This is a genomic window from Flexithrix dorotheae DSM 6795, assembly GCF_000379765.1.
Lineage (GTDB): Bacteria > Bacteroidota > Bacteroidia > Cytophagales > Flammeovirgaceae > Flexithrix > Flexithrix dorotheae.
This window is the reverse complement of record NZ_KB903447.1, coordinates 44,998-65,587: the sequence shown is the minus strand read 5'-3', so window position 1 is coordinate 65,587 and position 20,590 is coordinate 44,998. Positions and strand designations below refer to the sequence as shown.

Here is a 20,590-nt window from a genome sequence, read left to right as displayed (position 1 = left end):
ATAAAATAGGAATGATGAGAATTTGTAAGGTTTTAGGGGTAATATTGATTTTCCTGCTATTTACATCACCAATAATTGCCTTTGGCAATATGGAATATAATATTCTGGATTATAATGCTGTAGGAGATGGAGTTACGGATAATCGCGAAGCTATGCAGGCAGCTATTGATGAAGCGTATAAAGCAGGAGGTGGGCGTGTAGTTGTTCCTCCAGGGAATTATTTAACCGGAGGTATTGAGTTGAAAGAAAATGTAACATTTTACATAGATGGGGGAGCTACCATTCTTGGAAGCAAGGAATTATCAAGTTATGCAACGCACGAAGGATTTGACCAGCATGGAAATTCCATCAAACGTCAATACCTCATATCAGTAAAAAACACCAAAAAAGTTACCATTTGTGGTAGTGGAACAGTGAATGGACAGGGATTGCATTACTGGGAAAATCAGCCTTTACTCCCACATTGGATTAAGGCCAAACCAGAAAGGCCAAATGCCTTGCTCGAGATAGCAGATTCAGAAAATATCATCATTAGGGATATTACCCTGACTAATTCACCAAACTGGACGTGTCATGTTTTACATAGCTCGGATATCTTAATTCAGGGTATTCGAATTATCAATAGCCTGTATGCTCCCAATGCAGATGGAATTGATATTACAGGAAGTCAGGATGTACGTGTTTCAGATTGTGACATTACCACATGTGATGATGGTATTGTACTGAAAACCTGGAAAAATGGCAAACCCTGTGAAGATATCACTGTAACAAACTGCACAATAGAAACCCTTTGTGCAGCTTTAAAATTAGGAACGGAATCTTATGCTGATTACAGGCGGATTTCATTTAGCAATTGTGTGGTTAAGGCTGCCTCCAGATTATTTGCCATTTATGTCCGTGATGGTTGTACAGTTGACGGGGTAGTAGTATCCAATATTGTTGGAACTACAAAAGCACCATTGGTACTTAATCGGCCTATTCAGATTATGATTACCAAACGGAATGAAAATTCCAAATTAGGGCATATTAGAAATGTAATGATTGACCAGGTGATTTGCAAAACAGATGGTCGGCTACTCATTACTGCAGACGATGGCTCAAGTATCGATAATCTAAACATTTCTAAAATGCATCTGGATTTTCAATTTATTGAAGATCCTGTTGCTGTGGGAGCAGATATAAAAAGTGGACAGTTTCCACTAAACCAACCGCATCTCATTCAGAAAAGGGCTGCTGTAGTAGTGAAAAACTTACACAATTTTCAGCTGAAAGACCTGACCATTGACTGGCCAAAAGAGGACGTTCCGGAAGATTGGCAAATCCCGGTGAGATTAATTAATGGAGACTTTGATTTAAAATTCAGACACAACTATGAATCACCAAGACAAACGGATTTAATGGTGGTTTATGGCGAAAATATGGATGGGGGAATCCTCTCAAATCCATTGGTTAAATCCTCGGCTGATCACCTTCAGCATTACAAATTGGAAAACTCTTCAATTAAAATTACCGAATAGATGTTACAAAGAAATTTCTTTATACTTATTGTTGGTCTGATCTTGTTGGGCTGTGCATCACAAAAACAGGAAAAACCAGACTCAAAATATTCTTATCGCGGCTGGAATATCCTTTCTAATCATCGGGAGAATGGATTAAAAACTTTGGATGCTGCGGCTAAATATGGTATCAATCATATCGAATTAAGTCATTATCAATTATGCCATGATCTGAAAGATTTGAAAAATGAAAAGAAGCGAAATGATGTTAACTTTTTTATTGAGGAGGCTCATAAACGTGGAATTGAAGATGTGTTTGTATGGGACCATGCTTTTTACCATTTGGATTATTACCCTGACCGATTTAAGGTTGAGAGTGATCAGGAACAGGATCTTACCCACCATACCAAACATTTCGAAGGGGGAATAAACAAGCAGCTCGATCTTGATAACCCTGAATTTTGGGAATGGGTATATCAGGATTATGATACTCTGCTGTCTTATGCGCCTGAGTTAGATGGGGTGGTATTGACTTTTATAGAAACGGGTTCATATGTACTTTATCAGCATTCAGATAAAATGAAAACAGGGGGTGAAAAAATCGCTGCACTAGTAGATTCTCTGGGAGGTTATTTCATTGATAAAAAAGGGTTGAAACTTACCATTCGTACCTTTATTTACAACCAATTTGAGAAAGATAATATCATTGAGGCTCTCAAAAAAATTAAAAGGGATGATATTACTGTAATGATTAAGATGGTTCCACATGATTGGTTTATGACTTACCCTTATCAGGATTATCTGGCAGATATTCCTTTCCCTGTTGTTATTGAATACGATTGTGGTATGGAATACGCGGGTGAAAATGTTATTCTAAATACTTTTCCGGAGTATTTTGCGGATGCCTTTAAATATTATCATCAATTCGAAAATGTTACTGGGTTTTGTGCCAGAAGCGATCGATTTGAAGAAACAGCTGCGGTAGGAACCCCTGGTGAGTTAAATCTTTATTTGCTTTCAGAGCTAGCTGAAAATCCGGATATGTCCCACAATGAAATTACCAGTAATTTTATTAGGAACACTTACGGGGAACAAGTTTTAACACCTATCAAACCATTATTCGACTCGGCATGGAACACCATTATGGCCTCTATGTATACCATGGGCACACATACTGCCAATCATTCCCGTTTAAATTATCACAGGGATAATATTTATCAGACCCACACCACCGGAGAATGGTATCCTGTTAATCAGCAAATAAGTACTATCAAACACGGAGTGAACAAAGATCTTCATAATTATAAAGATGTGATAAACCGTCTTGCTTTTCCAAAGTTTAAAACGGATACTGTTGGTTTACGAAAGGACATTAGCTGGGTGCTGGATGCAGGCTGGCTTAATCCGGGAGAAGAAATGAATGAGGAATTTCTAAATGATATTATCACTGAAAAGCAATATGCAGTAAATCTGGCAGAAGAGGCTATGCAGCAATTCGAAAAAGCCAAACCATTTATTGAAGATAAAAAAGTGGCTGACAATCTTTACCATACCATTAACAGAACGGTTATTTTCACCAGGGAAAGAATGGCTATGGCACAAGCCGTTTATGGTTATCGTTTGTGGAGCCGTGGCAAAGAATACCAAACCCCAGCATTGCAGCAGCTCATTTGGGATGGCTTAACTTTAGGTAGTGAAATGTTGGATAGAATTGACAATTATCCTGTGCACACACCATTGGGGCAATGGCGCTGGACCCGTGACCGGGAATCTTTCGATGTGTATTACAAGGCAATTGCCGAAACTGGATGGAAAGAATTTGGGCTTGAAGGTATAATTGTACCCAAGCCTTAACCCGGTTTTTTCTCAAAAGAGGGAAAAATATTTACCCCGATGTATTGAAAAATTTCAGGCAATGGCGTTTTTTATTTTTCCCTTTTTTTGTAAAAAAATGGGGTTTTTCTAATTCACAAATGTCGGTTTTTGATTTTTTAAATCTCTAATTACAGATTTAATCATATTAGTCTTTGACAAGTTTCCATTAGATAAGAATTTAATAATGTGGTACTCTTTAAGTTTTAGTCTTTTAAAAATTTCGTCAACAGAACAGCCCTTCTCACTTAAGATGGAAACCTGAGAAAAGAAATTTTCCAAAAAGCTAAGCTTGTCCCTTAATTTTTGTTTGCCATTAATTAGCTGCGGGTTATGGCTGCAAAGTAGCGCTTTAAATTCAAGTTCCAGAATTGATTTTATAGAATTAATTTGGGTTGCGATGCTTTCGTCTTTAAGGAAGTAGCCAATGTAGGAATTTACGTATAAATCTGCCGAAAATAACCATTGTCTGTTTTCTTCATATAGAGCAACCATATCTGAAGCATGACCGGGGATAGGAATTATTTTAAACCTGAAATGATTGGTCTCAATATAGTCATCCTTGGGCAGCAAGTCATTTTGAGATTCTCTGTTTCCCCAAAGCAAGTATTGCACAAAGCTCAATTTTGGAGGAGACTTCATTATTGAGCAGCATAGTGTTGAAGCAAAGATGTCACATTGGAAATTTTCACGCAATACCTGAATATTTCCAGAGTGGTCTTCGTGATGATGAGTGATAAATATCTGTTCTATTCCCAGGTTTTGCGTTTTAGCGACAATCTGTTTTCTCATTCTGCTATGCCCGGTGTCTATCAACAGTCCATCAATAAAGTAAATGTGTGAAAACATTTTAGGTTTACCAAATGGAAGTTTTCCAAATTTAAAACCTGTAATATCTTCATACTTGAAATTTTCTGTTACGATCAATGGTGTTTTGTTTATTGGTGAAAAACAAACCCTTTTTCCACTCCGGTTTGTCTTTAATTCTGAACTCCAAATATATAATCAGAGATCTACATCTGGATACCTTTTTGTTCTGGAATTGGAGGTGGAATTTTTGTTGGGTCATCATCAATCATTTCACGGATGTCAATTTCTATTCCTCTTGACATAGTGGTAATCGGTACATCATTGGCAATTCCTTCAAAAGGATTCTCTGAAACTTCTCCAATACGTTCCATTGTATGAAAAATCCATGAAACGATCACGCTAAAGGGGATTGCCAGCCACACAAATCCCTGTCTGATAATTTCAATATACCATGGTGGGGTATCATAACTCTCCAATATTTTCATACCAATCTCATCAAATACATTTATAGTTCCAAAAGGCAAAAGCAGAATAAAAATCCAAATAAAGAACAGGTTTAAAGTGGCAAATTGTCTCGGATATGGGAAATTTTTAATCCGTTCCAATTTCCCCTGAAGGGTGAAAAATTCCGTAATTAACCGTTCCATTTCTAAAAAGGAAAATTCCCAAATATATCCACTCTCTTTCAGGGTTCTCAATTGTTTGGATTGCAGATTTAAACAGGCAGCAGGCTTGTTTTTTTTGCTTAAAATGTAGGTTTGTTCTGATGGTGACAAATAACCTTGAAGTTCATCTTCCAATGAATATATGCGTTCGTTAATTTTAACATCTTTCATGTATTCAATGTCGGAGCTGTTGACATTAGACATTTCCCATCCTCTCGGGGCTCTTAAGGCATGTCTTAATGCTGTCATCCAGGCAATGTGGCGCATGATTATTTCTTTTCTGATCCTGGAAAGGTCAAGGTCAGTTCGACTTACTATGGTGTGTTCGTGGGTTATAAAATCATTAACCATTATAGTAAAAGAACGGGAAGCATTTACAATGCCTCCCCAAACTTTTCGTGCTTCCCATAAGCGCCCATATGAAGCATTATTTTTAAAGCCTACAATAAACGCCAATGCACTACCTACCATGGCTAATGGAAACCAGGGCAAATGGATGAATTTCCAATCGAAAACTACGTATAAAACCGTTGGAATGGTAGAAATGATGATGAACTTATAAATGTTTCTACGTGTCCATAACAACATTATTTTTAATGAATAATTCCGCTTAGCATACATTAGCTTATAGTGATTTTATGGCTTCAATTAATACTTCAGGATCCGGTCTTTTAGTATAGTCAACAGAATATTCTGCATATTTGATTATCCCATCTTTACCTATTATAAAGCGAGCCGGAACGGGTAAAGTCCATGAATCATCTCCATTATAATTTGGCAGGCTGATGGTGAATTTTTCATTGTACAAGGATTTAAGGGGATCAACCATTTTCCATTGCAAGCCAAACCTCGAAGCAATTTCATTTCCTCTGTCACTTAGTAAATCAAAATTTAATCCCTGTTGTTCGACAATTTGCTGGTTATATTTTGGTAATTGCGGGGATATACTTACCATTGTTGCCCCCAACTTATTTAACTGAGCGGTATAGCGTTTTAAATTGGCCAAATCTGTATTACAATAAGGACACCATACCCCTCGGTAAAAGGTAATGACCAATAAGCCTTCTTTCAATAAATTTTTACTTGAAATAACTTCCCCTTTTTGATTTACCAGAGAAAATTCAGGAGCAGGTTCACCTTCCTTTAATATCTGATCTCCAATGCCCGAAGCTTCCAAATCTCTGGTAGACTGGTGCATGATTTCCACATATTCGGAAGGCATTTTTCCTTCAATCTTCTCTTTTAATTTATCAAGACTTTGTTGTAATTTCATTATTTAAACCTTTTGAATTAATTCTTCTTTAATATGTTTTTCAAATCGGATAAAATCATTTTCCACTTCAGGATTTTTCATCACATCATAAGCAAAAAAAGTTTTGAGAGGGTTTAGTCCAAACCATTTAAAATTCATGTGCATGGGAAGTAATAAATCGTCCTCGCTTTTGCCATTAAAGAATTTTTCATCCGGGTTATTAAAAGCTTCCTTGGGTGCATTAGCAGTTACAGAAAGCATATAATTTCCATTAAGCAATCCTCCCAAACCATAATTTTTTTTAGGAGATTCAGCATTTCTTCCATCACCATTCGACATTTTGCCCATCATTCCGGCAGTTAGGACTTCATCCAGGTATTTTTTAAAACTCCAGGTTACTCCCATCCAGTTCAATGGTGTTTGAAGAAAGACCACATCACTCCATAGAAATTTTTCCAATTCTTCTTCCACCTCATAATCTTGCTCGGTGATAGTGGTTTTGACTTCAAAACCTGATTCTTCAAGTAACTGAGTCGCTTTTTCAACTAACCCTTTATTTAGTTTTCCTTCAGCAAAAGGGTAATACTGATGTCCGTTTAGAATGAATATTTTTTTCATGCTTTATTTTTTATTGTCTATTTGTTTAGCAAATAAACTAATAATAGTTTAAATTTGATACTATTATTCTTTTAAACACTCAAAAAAGTGGTAACCAAAAAGTAACTTATGGGAAGAAAAGTCATTGATAATCCAAATATGTGTTCCTTAGTACATGCCATGAACATCATTGGCGGGAAATGGAAACCTATAATTATTTACCTGTTGGCAAATGGCAGTATGCGCTTTGGAAAACTTTTGATGTTTACGCCTACAATTTCTAAAAAAGTGCTTACCGATCAGTTAAAGGAGCTTGAAGCGGATGGATTAATTATTCGAAAAAAGTATGCTGAAATTCCTCCAAGAGTGGAATATTCATTGTCAGACAAAGGAATCGCACTTCTTCCTGTATTGAAAGCTCTGAGTGAGTGGACTTTTGAGTCATTTGAGGAAGTTAAATTTGAAAAATGCAGAATAATTACCTTGTAAAGGCTTTCCTGATTGTTTACCAGGTTTCCCAAAGGTGAAAAGGAGTAATGCTGTTCAATAACATTATTTCTTAAACCCTTGATAAATTATTCTACTTAAAATCTTCCTTCAAGAAAGAATTCCTGGGTATTACAATAAAGGGAAGAGTAAATATAGAAACCAAATCTGTTGGTTTCTATTTTCCTTTTTAAATGAAGAAGAGGAACCTCTTTGTTTACTTCTAATAAATCTCTGGTTTTTTGTTCTGGACGTTGAGCCCAGAATTTTTGAACACCGCCTAAAATTTTAATATTGTAATTTTCAGTCAAAATCTTGAAAAGAGATTTGTTTGTCAAATTTCTTCTGGTAAAGCCTGGCAGGTTGATGTTTGGGAGATAAGTAGTTTCAAATAAAATAGGTTTTCCCTCCACTTTTCTCAACCTTTCAAGTACTATACAGCCAGCATCTATTTCGGTAGAGGAAAGTGAAAACCAAAATGGTTTTGGAAATTGTTGCCATGTTGGCTTCATGATAATTTCCGTGGTTAGTTCCTTTCCCTGAAATCCTAAAGTGGTTCCTTCTATAGATAAAATTCCAATTCCTTTTTTTAAGGATTGTACTATACTTCCTTTTCCCTGATACCTTTTAATAAGCCCTTCATTCTCCAAGGAAAGCAGAGCTTGTCTTACAGTGGGTCTGGCCGTATCAAAAGATTGACAAAGCTGGTTTTCAGAAGGGAGGTAATCTCCGGGTTTATAAGTCCCGTTTTCAATGAGATCCTTGAGTTTTTCGTATAATAATTGGTGTTTAGGCTTGTTCATAATTTTTTAACTTGTAATTACAAGTTATTTTTTTTAGTATTGCTCATATTATTATTACCAAATTAAATAGGAATAATTTGTAATTACAAGAATATCATGAAGCAATACAGAATTAATAGATTATTTAATGCCAAATCCAACAAATGTTTTGATGTGGCCATAGATCATGGTTTTTTTAATGAATTTGGATTTCTAAAAGGAATTGAGGATTTGGAGAGTGCCATAAAGGTAGTGGTGAAAGCAGGGCCCGATGCAGTTCAACTAACTGTAGGTCAGGCGAAATACCTCCAAAGAATTCCCGGAAAGGAAAAACCTGCTTTAGTTTTAAGAACTGACGTTGCGAATGTGTATGGAAAGTCTCTTCCTAAAGCTGCTTTTAGCCTGATGTTGGAAGATTGTGTAGAGCAGGCTGTGAGGAATGATGCTGCTTGTATGTGTGTTAATTTATTTCAAATACCAGGGGCACCTGAGGTTACCCAACAATGCATCGAGAATATTTTGCGATTAAAACCTGCTTCTGAAGCTTTGGGCATGCCTATGATGATAGAACCATTGGTTTTCCAGCCAAATGAGGAAAAAGGAGGCTATATGGTAGATGGGGATGAGGAAAAAATATTGCCCTTGGTTCGACAGGCTGTGGAATTAGGAGCTGATATTATTAAAGCAGACCCCACTGATGATGTTACCATTTACCACAAGGTAATTGAGGTAGCTGGAGATGTTCCGGTATTGGTAAGGGGAGGAGGCAGAGCTTCTGATGAGGAAATATTAAACAGAACTGAAGAACTTATGAAACAAGGGGCTTCAGGGATTGTATATGGAAGAAATGTGATTCAACACGAAAATCCTTCAGGAATTACCAAAGCTTTAATGGCTATCGTTCACGAAAATGCCACAGCAAAAGAAGCAGCTAAATTTTTAAAATAATGAAAGAAGTAAAAGTTGGAATAATCGGTGGAGGACTGATGGGTAGAGAAGCTGCAAGCGCATTCGGCAGATGGTTTGCTTTGCTTGATATGCCCGTAAAACCAGTTTTATATGGACTTTGTGATTTAAATGAATCCATTTTTGACTGGTACAGACAGGTAGGAACTATTGAAGTTTTTACCAACAATTATAAGGAATTGTTGAATGACTCTAAAATAGATGTGGTCTATGTAGCGGTTCCGCATAATTTACACGAACAAATTTATATCGATGTACTTGAAGCAGGCAAAGATTTAATTGCAGAAAAACCTTTTGGAATTGATGAAAATGCTTGTGAAACTATAATTGAAAAGATTAAGGAAACTGGCAGGTTTGTGAGGTGCAGTTCAGAATTTCCTTTTCTTCCTGGTCCTCAGCGGGTATTAGACTATGTCAATTCAGGAAAACTTGGTCATTTACTTGAAGTAAAATCAGGGTTTCATCATTCCAGTGATTTGAATTTTAATAAACCGATTAACTGGAAACGAATGACAAAATTCTGTGGGGAAATCGGAGTTATGGGGGATTTGGGTATGCATGCGGTTCACCTTCCATTTAGAATGGGATTTAAGCCAGAATCCGTATATGCCAACCTACAGAAAATTGTAAAGACACGACCTGATGGAAAAGGAGGGACCGCGGACTGTGATACCTGGGATAATGCTATCTTGCATACCACAATTGCCCAAGAAGATTATACCGTCCCAATGACCCTGGAGATGAAAAGAATTGCCCCATCCGAAACCAATACCTGGTTTATTGAAGTAATTGGAACTGAAGGAGCAGTGAAGTACAGTACTAAAGCTCCCAAAACTTTGTGGACATTTAAGCAGGAGGAAAAAGCACAGGTTTGGCAACAGGAAGATTTAGGTTTTCAATCAGTTATTCCTTCCATCACCGGAGGAATATTTGAACCAGGTTTTCCGGATTGTTTTCAACAAATGCTAGGGGCTTATTTTTTGGAAAGAGAAGGGAAATTAGGAGAAAAGTTTGGTTGTGCAACACCAGAGGAGGCATTATTGAGCCATAAAATTTTTAATGCTGCCCTGGAATCTGCCAAAGAAAATAAAGTGATTGGATTTTAAGGGAGTCTTAGTTTTTATACAGGCATAATTCTCTATTATTCAAAAATTACTGGTTAAAACACCTTATGGTCCTCAGCATCCTAAATTGGCAATTTCCTAGCGGGGACTTCTCTTTTGAGAGATTTCGCATTACAATAAATTGCTAAATTGAACACAGGATCACGAACACGCTGATCCTGTATCTGTATTTTAGGATTACCTTAAAATGTTAAAAACAGAAAAGTTTTAAATCAAAAGAAATGAAAAGATCATCCATTAATCAGGTGGTTCGTGAAGCTACAATGTTTTTTGAAGCCAACGGATGGACATTACCACCGAACCCAAAATGGGATGTAACTGACTTTGGTCTTGGGGATTTCAGCAAAACGGGGTTAGTATTGGTGAATCTGGCGGAAGAAAATGAATATTGCGAAAAGCTCATGTATGCCAAAAAAGGTCAGGTAACACCCGCTCATTGCCATGCAAAGAAGAAAGAAGATATTATTGTTAGAACCGGAAAACTCGCGATTCAGGTTTGGAAAGGAAAGCCGGAAAGTAACAAGGATTCATTTTCAATAAAAATAAACGGAGAGTGGTCTGATGTCATTTCAGGAGAAATCATTTACCTGAATTCAGGAGAACGGCTGACGATTGTTCCAGGAATTTATCACGAATTTTATCCTGAATCTGAAGAATGTATCATTGGAGAAGTTTCAACTGCAAATGATGATTTGAATGACAACTTTTTCATCAATCCGGATGTTGGCCGCTTTTCCGAAATAGATGAGGATGAGCCCAGAATGGTCAGATTAGTTAGTGAGGAATAGAGTTCCCAACGCTTAATTGAACCTAAAAAAACAAATTTGAAAATGGAAAAAAATGGCATTACAGCAGGTGGAAACTGGATTCTCGACAAAAACAAAATAATAAATGATTTTCCCCACCAGGATGGCTTGTGTAACATACTTGAAGAATCGGTTTCCAATGGAGGAGCTCCATATAATTTGCTGAAGAATTTATCCAGAATGGGAGCGGAATTCCCACTTCTGGGAGTAGGCATGTTGGGAAATGATACAGAGGGAGACCTTATCCTAGAGGATTGCAAAAAACATAAAATCGGAACTGATTTTTTATGGAGGAATAACCAACTCGGAACTTCCTATACCGATGTGATGACATCCAAAGCCTCAGGAAGGCGAACATTTTTTCATTACAGAGGGGCAAATGCCCTGCTTGATGTTGATCATTTTCCCCTGGACCAACTCAATTGTAAGATATTCCATTTGGGTTATTTACTGCTGCTGGACAAGCTGGATGAAGTTACTGATCATAATTTAACCAATGCAGCTTTGGTTCTACAAGGATTGCAAAGGAGAAACATTGAAACCTCTGTAGATATTGTAAGTGAAAATAGTGACCGCTTTTCCAAAGTTGTTCCGGCTTCTCTTCCTTACGTAGATTATTTATTTGTAAATGAATATGAAGCTTCCCGAATTACCGAAATTCCTACAGAAAAAGAGGGTAAAATTGATAAGCAGGCTATGGTAAAAACAGCTTGGGCATTGTTGGAGTTTGGCGTGAATAAATATATTTTCCTTCATACACCTGACGGTGTTTTAGCATTGGGGAAAGGTCAGGATGCCATATTTCAGGGAAAAGTTCAGGTTCCTCCGGATCAAATAAGTGGCACAGCAGGCGCAGGAGATGCTTTTGCGTCAGGAGTATTATTTGGTTTGCATGATAACTGGAATTTAAGGGATGCCTTAAAATTGGGTGTTTGTGTAGCGGCTTCTTCTTTAAAAAATCCATCCTGCTCAGAGAGTGTATTACCTGTAAACCAAGCTTTGGAATTAGGAGAAACATTTGGTTATTATAATTTTTAGACGTTTGATTCATCCCCATTTCCAACTCTATAATTCTTACCCTGGTGGAAGAATTGTGAAGCGATATAGAAACAAGGCAAATTACTGGGAACTATGGAATGAATTCAATTATCAGGCATTTAAAAATATGAGTCCATCAGTAGATGAAGATTACTTTAAAATGGAAAAATCATAAGCTCCTGTCATTCTGGAAAACGATCCTTGCAGCTATTTTTAGGTATAAATGTGCTTGTACAAGCAGAGGAATTCAACCTAAAATCTTAAAGAAGTACCGGATTTAAATTTTAAACCCGGTGCTTGGATAGATCAATTAATCTATAATTAATCTTTTGTTGAAAATCGACTCACCAGAAATAATTTTCACAAGGTAAATCCCCTTACTTCCAGCAAATTTTTGGGTGTTTAATTGATATGTTGTAGTTGTGTTTTTGATATTTTCATCCAACAATAATTTTCCTTCAATATTGAAGATTTTAAGTTGGATGGAATTGTCCTGAGTAAATCCTTTTAAATCAATTCTGGCTTTTCCCTCTTTTACCGGATTAGGATATAAAATTACCTCAGGTTGTTGATTCACTTCCTCCTTTAAAATTGATTGGCTGGCAATTCTGGCATTTGATCCTCCTGTATTGACAGTGACATTATCATAAGTTGCCGTGGCAATAGTGCCATCATTATGAGAAGTAAGGCACAAACCAACAAAGGCACTTGTATCCATACTAATATTTACATTTCCAATTTCTGTCCAGTTATTGCCATCAGCAGAATATGAAGACGTAAATACATTTCCATTTCTACTCAATTTAACCCAGACAGGAGTGGAGAGACCGGCAATTTTAGTGCTGGCACTCGAAGAACCGGTACTGGTTCTTCTTTGAAAACTCACGCCATTGCTCCAGGTAATTACACTCATGGCATGTTTGGAGTTACCATCCAGACTTTCTCTGATCATTACCCCGGCTTTAGCCCAGGAATGCGTATTGGTAAGGCTGTTTACCTGAGCAACAATTTCCCCATCCCCATTTAGAGACTGATAGACAAACTGAAATTCATCAGTATTTCCCCAAATATCTTTTCCAGAACCGTCAAGGGTAAATGTTCCATTGTTGTAGGAGGCATCCCCTGTAGCAGCTACATTACCTATATCCGTATTTGTCCAGGGAGTAGGGAGTCCTTCTTCAGGCTGGGAAGGGCCTGTATTATACTTTACGGAAAGAGCGCTTTCATTGGAAGGCAGACTTGCCCCCCAGGAGGGTACTCCAGTGACAGGAATAGGATTACCCAAAGCTCCCGAACCTCCATCATCTTTATGTTTGCCTACGGCTAATATGGAATTTCCCTTAGCCAAAATGCTCGAAATTTCTGTGTTATTTCCACCTGTGCCATTACTAATATCCCATTCTCCTACTACTAATGAACTGTAAAGCATGCTAGATAAATCGGAAGAATATTGTCTTACAAATTGATTCCAGCTTCCATTTCCTTCACTTGGTTTTACCATTTTTTGGTAGGCATTGGCTGTAGTGATTGTCCTTCTGCCTTTACAACTAACACAAACAGATCCATCCGAAGCAATTTCCAAATCACTACATCTGGTTGTATTTAGGGTAGGCCAACCCGCATTAGGACTTGGCCAGCCATCAAGATTTGGATCGGAATGACTGCCAGAGGTCCCGCCCATTCCTTCAGCAAATTCTGCCACATAAGTTGATGCATTTAGCTGGCCATCGGTGAGTTTAAGTTTTCCCAGCCAACTGATATGGATATTTCCACTACTTCCGGTAAACTGATTCTGAAAACCATTGGCTGATGGATTGATTGCAATGGTATTTCCTTCCCAAAAATTCTCTACATTATTTCCATGACACCTGGCCAAAACTACCAAACTGGATTGGCTGGCAGGCTGGCTGTAATCAATCTCTAATTGATCAATATATTGATCAGGTGTGGAGTTTCTTATTTGGCCCTGGGGTGTGATCTCATGATAAAGCCTGCTCCACCACAAAAGTGCTCCTGAGTTGTCCATAGCAATAACAGCTGGTTCAAAATCAGGATTTCCATCAGGCAATACACTTTTAGTGTTCATCCCAATAAAAAGATTGTTGGTTCTTTTATCGATAACTATCGCGGAACCGCCATAGACAGGAGTTCCTGGTCTTTTATAACCAGTATAGCCTGGACTTCCGGTTGGTTTATTCACCGGATCCCACGGAGAATTGAAGAGAATATCCATTGGCCATTTTCCCTGTTTGGTTCCTCCGTTTCCATCCGGGATAATGGCCTCATAGTCAGTTTGCGTCCAGCTTCTTAAATCTCCTCTGCCCCAGAACTTTAAAACAATGCCACTATGAGAAATATCATTTTCGGTTAAACCCAGTTCAGCTAAAGTACCATAAACCTCACCATTACTTCCCCAGTGAGTTCGCCAATTTGGAATAGGTTTAAGGATTCCTGAATTGTTTAGACAATGAATACTTGCCCAATTATAACCATGTGATTCTCCTCTAATAAAAAATACATTTCCCTGATTGTCCACATCCCAGGGATGATAAGATTTTGGATAACCTGAGGCATTGATGTTATAAACCCATGAAAAATCATTTGGCACACCATTTAAAAAGTTATGATTTAATTTGGCAATAAAATATCCTCCTGAGGTATTTCCCGAAATAAAAATATTAGATGTAGTTGTACCAGGTGCATTCTGAAACTTAATGGATTTTATGTCATCCGCCACCCCCTGGTTCAGATAGGCACAGGAAAGAATTTGGGACATATCTGCGGATAAATGCAGAATAAAGCTATACTTATTGGCAGGTGATGGATTAGAAATTGCAGCATTATTAATTTGAGTTTTGCTGATGGATATCCAATTCAGGTCATCAGCTTGTCCGCAGACCAGTAAAGTACCATCCGACAATTCTACGATATCATTAAAAGTTTCTTTTCCTGAAGAGCCTGCATAAAATGCCCGGTTGTCCTGGGCAAATCCATAACTGGAAAAAAGTATAAGGAAAATAAAAATCTGTGTACCTCTGAAAAGGTAATAAGGAATGAAATTTTTCATTTTTGTAAGTTTTTGTGAAAGGTTTTTTGGATAGTTGAAAAAATAAAAGCGATCATACTGGTTGGAAAGTAGCAATGCGGAGAAAAATGATCATTTAATTCTCTTTGGCTTTATTCAGGTTTAGGCCTGAATTCTAGAATTTATAAGGGGTATGTTATACTCCATCGGGGATAGGTCAAAAGATTTCCCGGATATTAAAATTAGTGTTTCAAGCAAAATGAGCACTGGGTTTAAATTTTAAACCCAGTGCTTTTGAGGATTGATTAATCTATAATTAACCTTTTGTTGAAAATCGACTCACCGGAGATAATTTTTACAAGGAAAATTCCTTTAATTCCAGCAAATTTTTGGGTGTTTAATTGATAGGTTGTAGTTGTATTTTCTATGCTTTCATCCAATAAAAGTTTCCCTTCAATATTGAAGATTTTAAGTTGGATGGCATTGTCCTGAGAAAACCCTTTAAAACCAATTTTGGCGATTCCATCTTTTACCGGATTTGGATATAAAACCACCTCAGGTTGTTGTTGTTTTTCCTGTTTTAAAATAGGCTGGCTGGCAATTCTGGCATTTCCACTTCCCGAAGAATATACCACTAATTGTGCACTGTTATCTGGTTGCCAGTCTTGAGAAACAGTCCATACATGGTTAGACGGATCATTACTGCCGTTTGCTTTAAAAACAAAACTGGCATTTGAAACTCCCGCTGTCAGAGAATCCTGCAAAGACTGAGTAACATCCCACTCATACCAGATTTTGTAAGTGGTAGCAGCTACAACCTGATTGTCCAGTGAAGTCGTTTCCTGGTTTACATTGCTGCTGTTATTCCAGGTAAGGGTGTTGCCCGACCAGTTACTTGAGGCGGCATAAACATGGACAGCCGGATACAGGTAATTAGGATCAGTGTCAATTTTATCCACCTCACATCTTCCCCACATTCGGATTTTTGCATTTTCAATGGTAGAAGGCAATGAACTGACATCGAATTTTAGGAAGGCATTCCAGTGATTGCCACTCTCGGATTTTACCCGAACACCACCATCTGTATGGAAAGTAGCATTTGGATCATTTTCTTTCACATAAGTATCATCATCAATGGTTATAACTGTTTCTACTAAAGTACTGGCGCTGGCTTCTGTTGAAGCATTTGATTCGTTCAGGGCACTATCCAAAGCCGTTAGCTTAAAGTAATATGTAGCATTGGCCTGAAGGGCAGAAACAGTGTAAGTGGTAGCACCTGATATATCAGCTACATAGGTAGTAGCATCAGGTGTGATACCAGAAACAGTAGAACTGTAAAGCTTATACACGGAAAAATCAGGTTCTGTATTGGCATCCCATGAAAGTGCCACCTCTGATGGACTGATCGCATTGGCAGTTAAATTTGCCGGTGCGGCAGGAGCTTGTGCATCCCCATCGGTTATTTCTACTACCTGAGCTGAAGACCAACCGATATTTCCTTCTTCATCAATCGCCTTTACTTTTATCTCGATAAAACCATTTTTTAAGTTATTGATTTGGAAGTTGAACGATCCGGCTGCTACTTCCGCTGGAGTGGCATCTCCAACTTTTTGCCCGTCAGCATAAAGCTCTATTCCTGTAATTTCTCCCAAATCATTTACCCCCGGGTTCAATACTTCTTCGCTGTAAGTCACATCACCGTTTACAGTAACAGTAGACGTAAAAATCTTATCTCCGGCAATAACCCTTAGGGTTCCGTCTTTCCAGCTTTGAGAAACCACTCCTCTGTTTAAGTCAGCAGCCGTGCCGGTAACAGTTACATCCCCACCATCTACTACTACATTGCTTATTATCGCCTGAGGTGGTGTAACTGATTTTCTTGGACTGAAATTTTTAGGATCCGTATAATCATAGAATTCCGTTGAATTACGGTAAACCTTTGGCAAATCATTACTGGTATTATATTCCATTTTGAGGTATTCTCCGCTGGTACCGTTCAGGGTAATTTCTCCATTGCTCAGATTTGATATATCAAGTGTCTGGGCAGCTACAGCGGTTTTGAAACTGGCAAAACTAGCAAATTGATCTTCATCCACAATTTCCAAAGCAAAACCGGCATAAGTGCCACCAGTAGGAGAGGTGTGATAAATTTTATAGTCTGTTTCGTAAGTTTTGGTAGAATCCAGTTGAAGATTAACAGGTCGGCAGGCTACATAGGTATTTTCATATTCAAAAAACCAGATGCCATTTTCCTGAACAATACTGGCATAATCAGGAGCGACAAAATCGTAGGCATTTCCTGAAGCTGGTCTTAATCTGATCATCAGATTTTTATACTGAGCAATCTGATCTCCCGGATCCTTGTGAACTTTATCTCTTTCAGCAGATTGTCCGGCATTCATGGCTAAGAAAGGAACTGCACCCAGATTTGAATCATACATGGTAACACCATAAGGAGTCATATCCCAATCACTGGCTACATTTACTGCACTACCCATCCTGAAGTTTTTGCCATAATACATGGTCTCAAAAGAATAAGGCGCAGTAGCCGAAGTAGGATTAAAAGTTCCATATGCAGGATATGTATTGAGTTGCTCAGTATAATCCGGAATATCTTTGTGAGCCAAGTTATAAATCGCTTGTGGTGGGCGGTAGTCGCTTAAGAAAATAATGTAATCATCTCTTTCATGCTTTTTATTGCTCAGATCCGGAGCACCTCCAAAATAAGCATAAGGTACAGTTGCACTGGCACTTTGTAGAGAAAAGCTCGATCCAGGACCATATACTCTTTTAAATGGCCCTGCCATTGTTCCACGGTAATATTTCGCTGCACCTGTCATCATGTACCAGTCAATTCCAGCTTTGGCAATCTTTTTCATATCAGGATCTACCGTGTAGGAATAAAGACTGAGTAATGGTGGAACCACATGCGCATAATAAGGGTCAGAATCCCATTCGCTATATCCCACATGATACAAAGTAGCCACATGGTTTTTGATTCTTTGTTTATAGATGTCCCTAATAACCGTGTTGTCTATTTCCTCGGCAAATAAATAAACCGCACATTCCCGCATTAACTTCAGGTTATCAGTAGCCCGTACATCTACCCAGCTATTTTTAGCTGCAGGAGCCCAGCCAGAAGCAGCGCTAAAAGAAGGATGTTCCCTGCCAAGCGGATCGATTGGATTCCCGGAAGCAGTATGTACATAATTGTCATAAGCCCTGGTAAATGATTTATTGTCAAAAGTCCATTCTTCAATGGCATCCCTCATCAGTTGTTCGTATGATTTATCCAGTACATTATGGAATTTGCTGAAATAAAAATATTTGGGTAACTGCCCTTTTAAGGTGAAACTTGGATATAAATCAACGCCTAAAGTTTTTCCATCCGCATGATAATCAATTGCCTGTAAAAAGTTTTTGGCACTTCCTTCTTTGGATGAATTATTCTTGGCAATTGCATCGATTAACTGATACATAGTATGCGGATAACTTGCTTTTTCGGACTCAAAATAAACTCCTCCATTTCCTACGGATCTGTTGGCTACAAACCAATCAATTTCACTTTTCATCCGTGCCAGAAATTCCTGTTCCTGAGTGGCAGAATAATCATCGTTTTTGATGGCCTGTAAAGCCGTTTTGGTAGTAGCATCTACACCTGGATAGTTGTATGGAGTAGCTTTAAATACACCGCCTTCCAAATACACTGCTTTTTCAGTTTGAAAAGTATCCAGTTCACTATAACCTGAATAATTGGAGGGAGGGATAAAAGATTGTACTTGCCATTCATATTTTCCATACGGTGTTCCCTGGTCAAAAACATAATCGGTAGTTGTAATTCCGGTTTCTTCCTTCCAGTTGCTTTCCCCTAAAATTCTGTAACGCAGGTTATACTCTGCACCACTTACTGCATCCCAGTGTAGGGTTGCTCCATACTGGGTAATATTATCAGCATAATTTCCACCAGGATTACCAGTGCTCTGAGTTACGTTGAAAGATTGATCTACATCAGAAGCAGCCTGGTAATTTGCATCTCCCGCCTGGCTTGCTCTTACCGTTACCGTTCCTGCCTGACCGGTCAGAGAAACGGTATTTCCACTCACTGTGGCAGGTCCCGAAACAATACTGAAACTTACAGGAAGTCCCGAGCTGGCAGTAGCAGAAAGGGTAAAATCAGGATCATCTGTTTGTTTGTCAGCGAGGGAATTGAAGGTAATGGTCTGGCTTTGTGGAGAACTGCCCCCTGTAGTCAGGTTAACATTGGCATATTCTGCTGTACAGATGGTGCCATCATTGTGGGAGGTAAGGCATAAGCCTACAAAAACATCTGTATCCATGCTGATATTTACATTTCCAACTTCTGTCCAGTTGGTGCCATCAGCAGAATAGGAAGAAGTAAATACATTTCCTGTTCTATTCATTTTTACCCAAATCGGTGCGGTAATTCCTGCTATTTTAGTACTGGAACTTGAGGAACCCGTACTGGTTCTTCTTTGAAAGCTCACACCATTACTCCAGGTGATTACACTCATGGCATGTTTTGAATTACCGTCTAAACTTTCCCTGATCATCACTCCAGCTTTTGCCCAGGCATTGGTATTGGTCAGGCTATTCACTTGTGCAACAATTTCCCCATCACCATTTAGCGGCTGGTAGACAAACTGAAATTCATCGGTATTTCCCCAAATATCTTTTCCTGAGCCTTCCAGTGTAAAAGTACTATTGGCATAGGTAGCACTTCCGGTAGCTGCAACATTTCCAATGTCTGCATTTACCCAGGGGGAAGGTAAACTAACTGCATTTACCGTAACGGCAGCAGAATCGGTAAACCCACCGTCATTTGAGGTGGCTGTGATTGTGGCTGAACCTGCCGCTACAGCAGTAACTAATCCATTATTGTCCACTGTAGCAATGGCAGCATTGGAAGTACTCCATACCACAGATTGATCTGAAGCATTTGATGGAGCAATAGTAGCTGTTAATTGGGAAGTCTGTCCTTCATCAATAGTAACACTTGCCGGAGTTACGCTGATTCCTGTAACCGGGGTGCTGGAAGATCCTCCTTCATAAGTAATATCCACCGGAACATTATCTGCTCTGTTGCCATGCGATGTCCATCTTAAAGAAATTTCATAATCACCAGAAGAAGGAACAGTGGTGGTGTAGGTGACACTTTTCGTACCCTGGCCGCTGTTGTTATCATGCAAATAATCTGAACCATGGTAACCACTGGTATGCGAGCTCGCAATCCAGCTTCCTGTTGTAGTGATTCCGCTGGCATCAGCATTATCCAGAATAATATCGCTTTCTCCAGGTTTGGTTAATTGTACTGCATCGGCAATTACATAGCCATTGGTATTGTCATTCCGGATAGTGATGGTTACATCAGTTCCTCCAACCAAAGTATAAGTCCCCACAGAATTCCATTGCCCTCCATTTATTTCCATATTGACCGTAACCGTTTCGGTAGTGGTCATTATTTTGGAGGGTTTGGTCTTTTTGTAGGATTTGGGTGCATATGCACTGAGCATCAGCAGCAGCAGGAACAGCCCTGTACTCCTGAATGGGGTTAGCGTTTTGTTCATTTTCATTATTACTATTTATAAAATAAAAAATATAAAAGTGTTAGGGGTATTCGGTAGTGTAAAACCTTCAGGAATAAAAAATCCCT

General features: G+C 38.5%; 14 protein-coding genes. 7 read left to right on the top strand and 7 right to left on the bottom strand.

Annotated elements, in window-relative coordinates; genetic code table 11:
• Positions 1-11: 11 nt before the first annotated feature.
• Positions 12-1,517 (top strand): glycoside hydrolase family 28 protein, encoded by a 1,506-nt coding sequence (locus A3EM_RS0119680; protein WP_083925270.1) that lies wholly within the window; start codon positions 12-14, stop codon positions 1,515-1,517.
• Positions 1,518-3,350, top strand: coding sequence for a hypothetical protein (locus tag A3EM_RS0119675; RefSeq protein WP_020529959.1), 1,833 nt, complete (start codon positions 1,518-1,520; stop codon positions 3,348-3,350).
• Positions 3,351-3,458: 108 nt separating this feature from the next.
• Here A3EM_RS0119675 and A3EM_RS0119670 read toward each other — a convergent pair whose 3' ends face one another.
• The 4 genes from A3EM_RS0119670 to A3EM_RS0119655 form a co-directional block, all read right to left on the bottom strand.
• Positions 3,459-4,217, bottom strand: coding sequence for an MBL fold metallo-hydrolase (locus A3EM_RS0119670; RefSeq protein WP_169513391.1), 759 nt, complete (start codon positions 4,215-4,217; stop codon positions 3,459-3,461).
• A gap of 164 nt (positions 4,218-4,381) precedes the next feature.
• Positions 4,382-5,464 (bottom strand): bestrophin family protein, encoded by a 1,083-nt coding sequence (locus A3EM_RS0119665; RefSeq protein ID WP_026210424.1) that lies wholly within the window; start codon positions 5,462-5,464, stop codon positions 4,382-4,384.
• A gap of 4 nt (positions 5,465-5,468) precedes the next feature.
• Complete coding sequence (locus A3EM_RS0119660) at positions 5,469-6,116, bottom strand: peroxiredoxin-like family protein (protein WP_020529955.1); 648 nt, start codon at positions 6,114-6,116, stop codon at positions 5,469-5,471.
• 3 nt (positions 6,117-6,119) lie between these two features.
• Complete coding sequence (locus A3EM_RS0119655; protein WP_020529954.1) at positions 6,120-6,713, bottom strand: NAD(P)H-dependent oxidoreductase; 594 nt, start codon at positions 6,711-6,713, stop codon at positions 6,120-6,122.
• Positions 6,714-6,821: 108 nt separating this feature from the next.
• Between A3EM_RS0119655 and A3EM_RS0119650 the strand changes: the two genes are divergently transcribed.
• Positions 6,822-7,181: a winged helix-turn-helix transcriptional regulator gene (locus tag A3EM_RS0119650; protein ID WP_020529953.1), complete on the top strand. Its 360-nt coding sequence runs from the start codon at positions 6,822-6,824 to the stop codon at positions 7,179-7,181.
• Between the two features lie 95 nt (positions 7,182-7,276).
• On the opposite strand, the gene A3EM_RS0119645 is transcribed toward A3EM_RS0119650, so the two are convergent.
• Entirely contained in the window at positions 7,277-7,981 is a 705-nt protein-coding gene (locus A3EM_RS0119645; protein ID WP_020529952.1) for a GntR family transcriptional regulator, read from the bottom strand.
• A 96-nt stretch (positions 7,982-8,077) separates the two neighbouring features.
• Here A3EM_RS0119645 and A3EM_RS0119640 point away from each other — a divergent pair, with 96 nt between their 5' ends.
• The 4 genes from A3EM_RS0119640 (at position 8,078) to A3EM_RS0119625 (ending at position 11,894) form a co-directional block, all read left to right on the top strand.
• Positions 8,078-8,908, top strand: coding sequence for a class I fructose-bisphosphate aldolase (locus A3EM_RS0119640; protein ID WP_020529951.1), 831 nt, complete (start codon positions 8,078-8,080; stop codon positions 8,906-8,908).
• On the top strand, positions 8,908-10,032 hold the full coding sequence (locus A3EM_RS0119635) for a Gfo/Idh/MocA family protein (RefSeq protein WP_020529950.1): 1,125 nt from the start codon (positions 8,908-8,910) through the stop codon (positions 10,030-10,032). The genes A3EM_RS0119640 and A3EM_RS0119635 overlap by 1 nt, the downstream gene beginning before the upstream one ends.
• A gap of 239 nt (positions 10,033-10,271) precedes the next feature.
• Complete coding sequence (locus A3EM_RS0119630; protein WP_020529949.1) at positions 10,272-10,838, top strand: D-lyxose/D-mannose family sugar isomerase; 567 nt, start codon at positions 10,272-10,274, stop codon at positions 10,836-10,838.
• Positions 10,839-10,880: 42 nt separating this feature from the next.
• Positions 10,881-11,894 (top strand): carbohydrate kinase family protein, encoded by a 1,014-nt coding sequence (locus A3EM_RS0119625; RefSeq protein WP_020529948.1) that lies wholly within the window; start codon positions 10,881-10,883, stop codon positions 11,892-11,894.
• Positions 11,895-12,204: 310 nt separating this feature from the next.
• Here the strand turns inward: A3EM_RS0119625 and A3EM_RS0119615 are convergent, their stop codons facing one another.
• Positions 12,205-14,961 carry a T9SS type A sorting domain-containing protein gene (locus A3EM_RS0119615; RefSeq protein WP_157637979.1) on the bottom strand — a complete coding sequence of 919 codons (2,757 nt, stop codon included), beginning with the start codon at positions 14,959-14,961 and terminating at the stop codon, positions 12,205-12,207.
• Positions 14,962-15,224: 263 nt separating this feature from the next.
• Positions 15,225-20,504, bottom strand: coding sequence for a golvesin C-terminal-like domain-containing protein (locus A3EM_RS46025; RefSeq protein ID WP_169513390.1), 5,280 nt, complete (start codon positions 20,502-20,504; stop codon positions 15,225-15,227).
• Positions 20,505-20,590 lie beyond the last annotated feature (86 nt).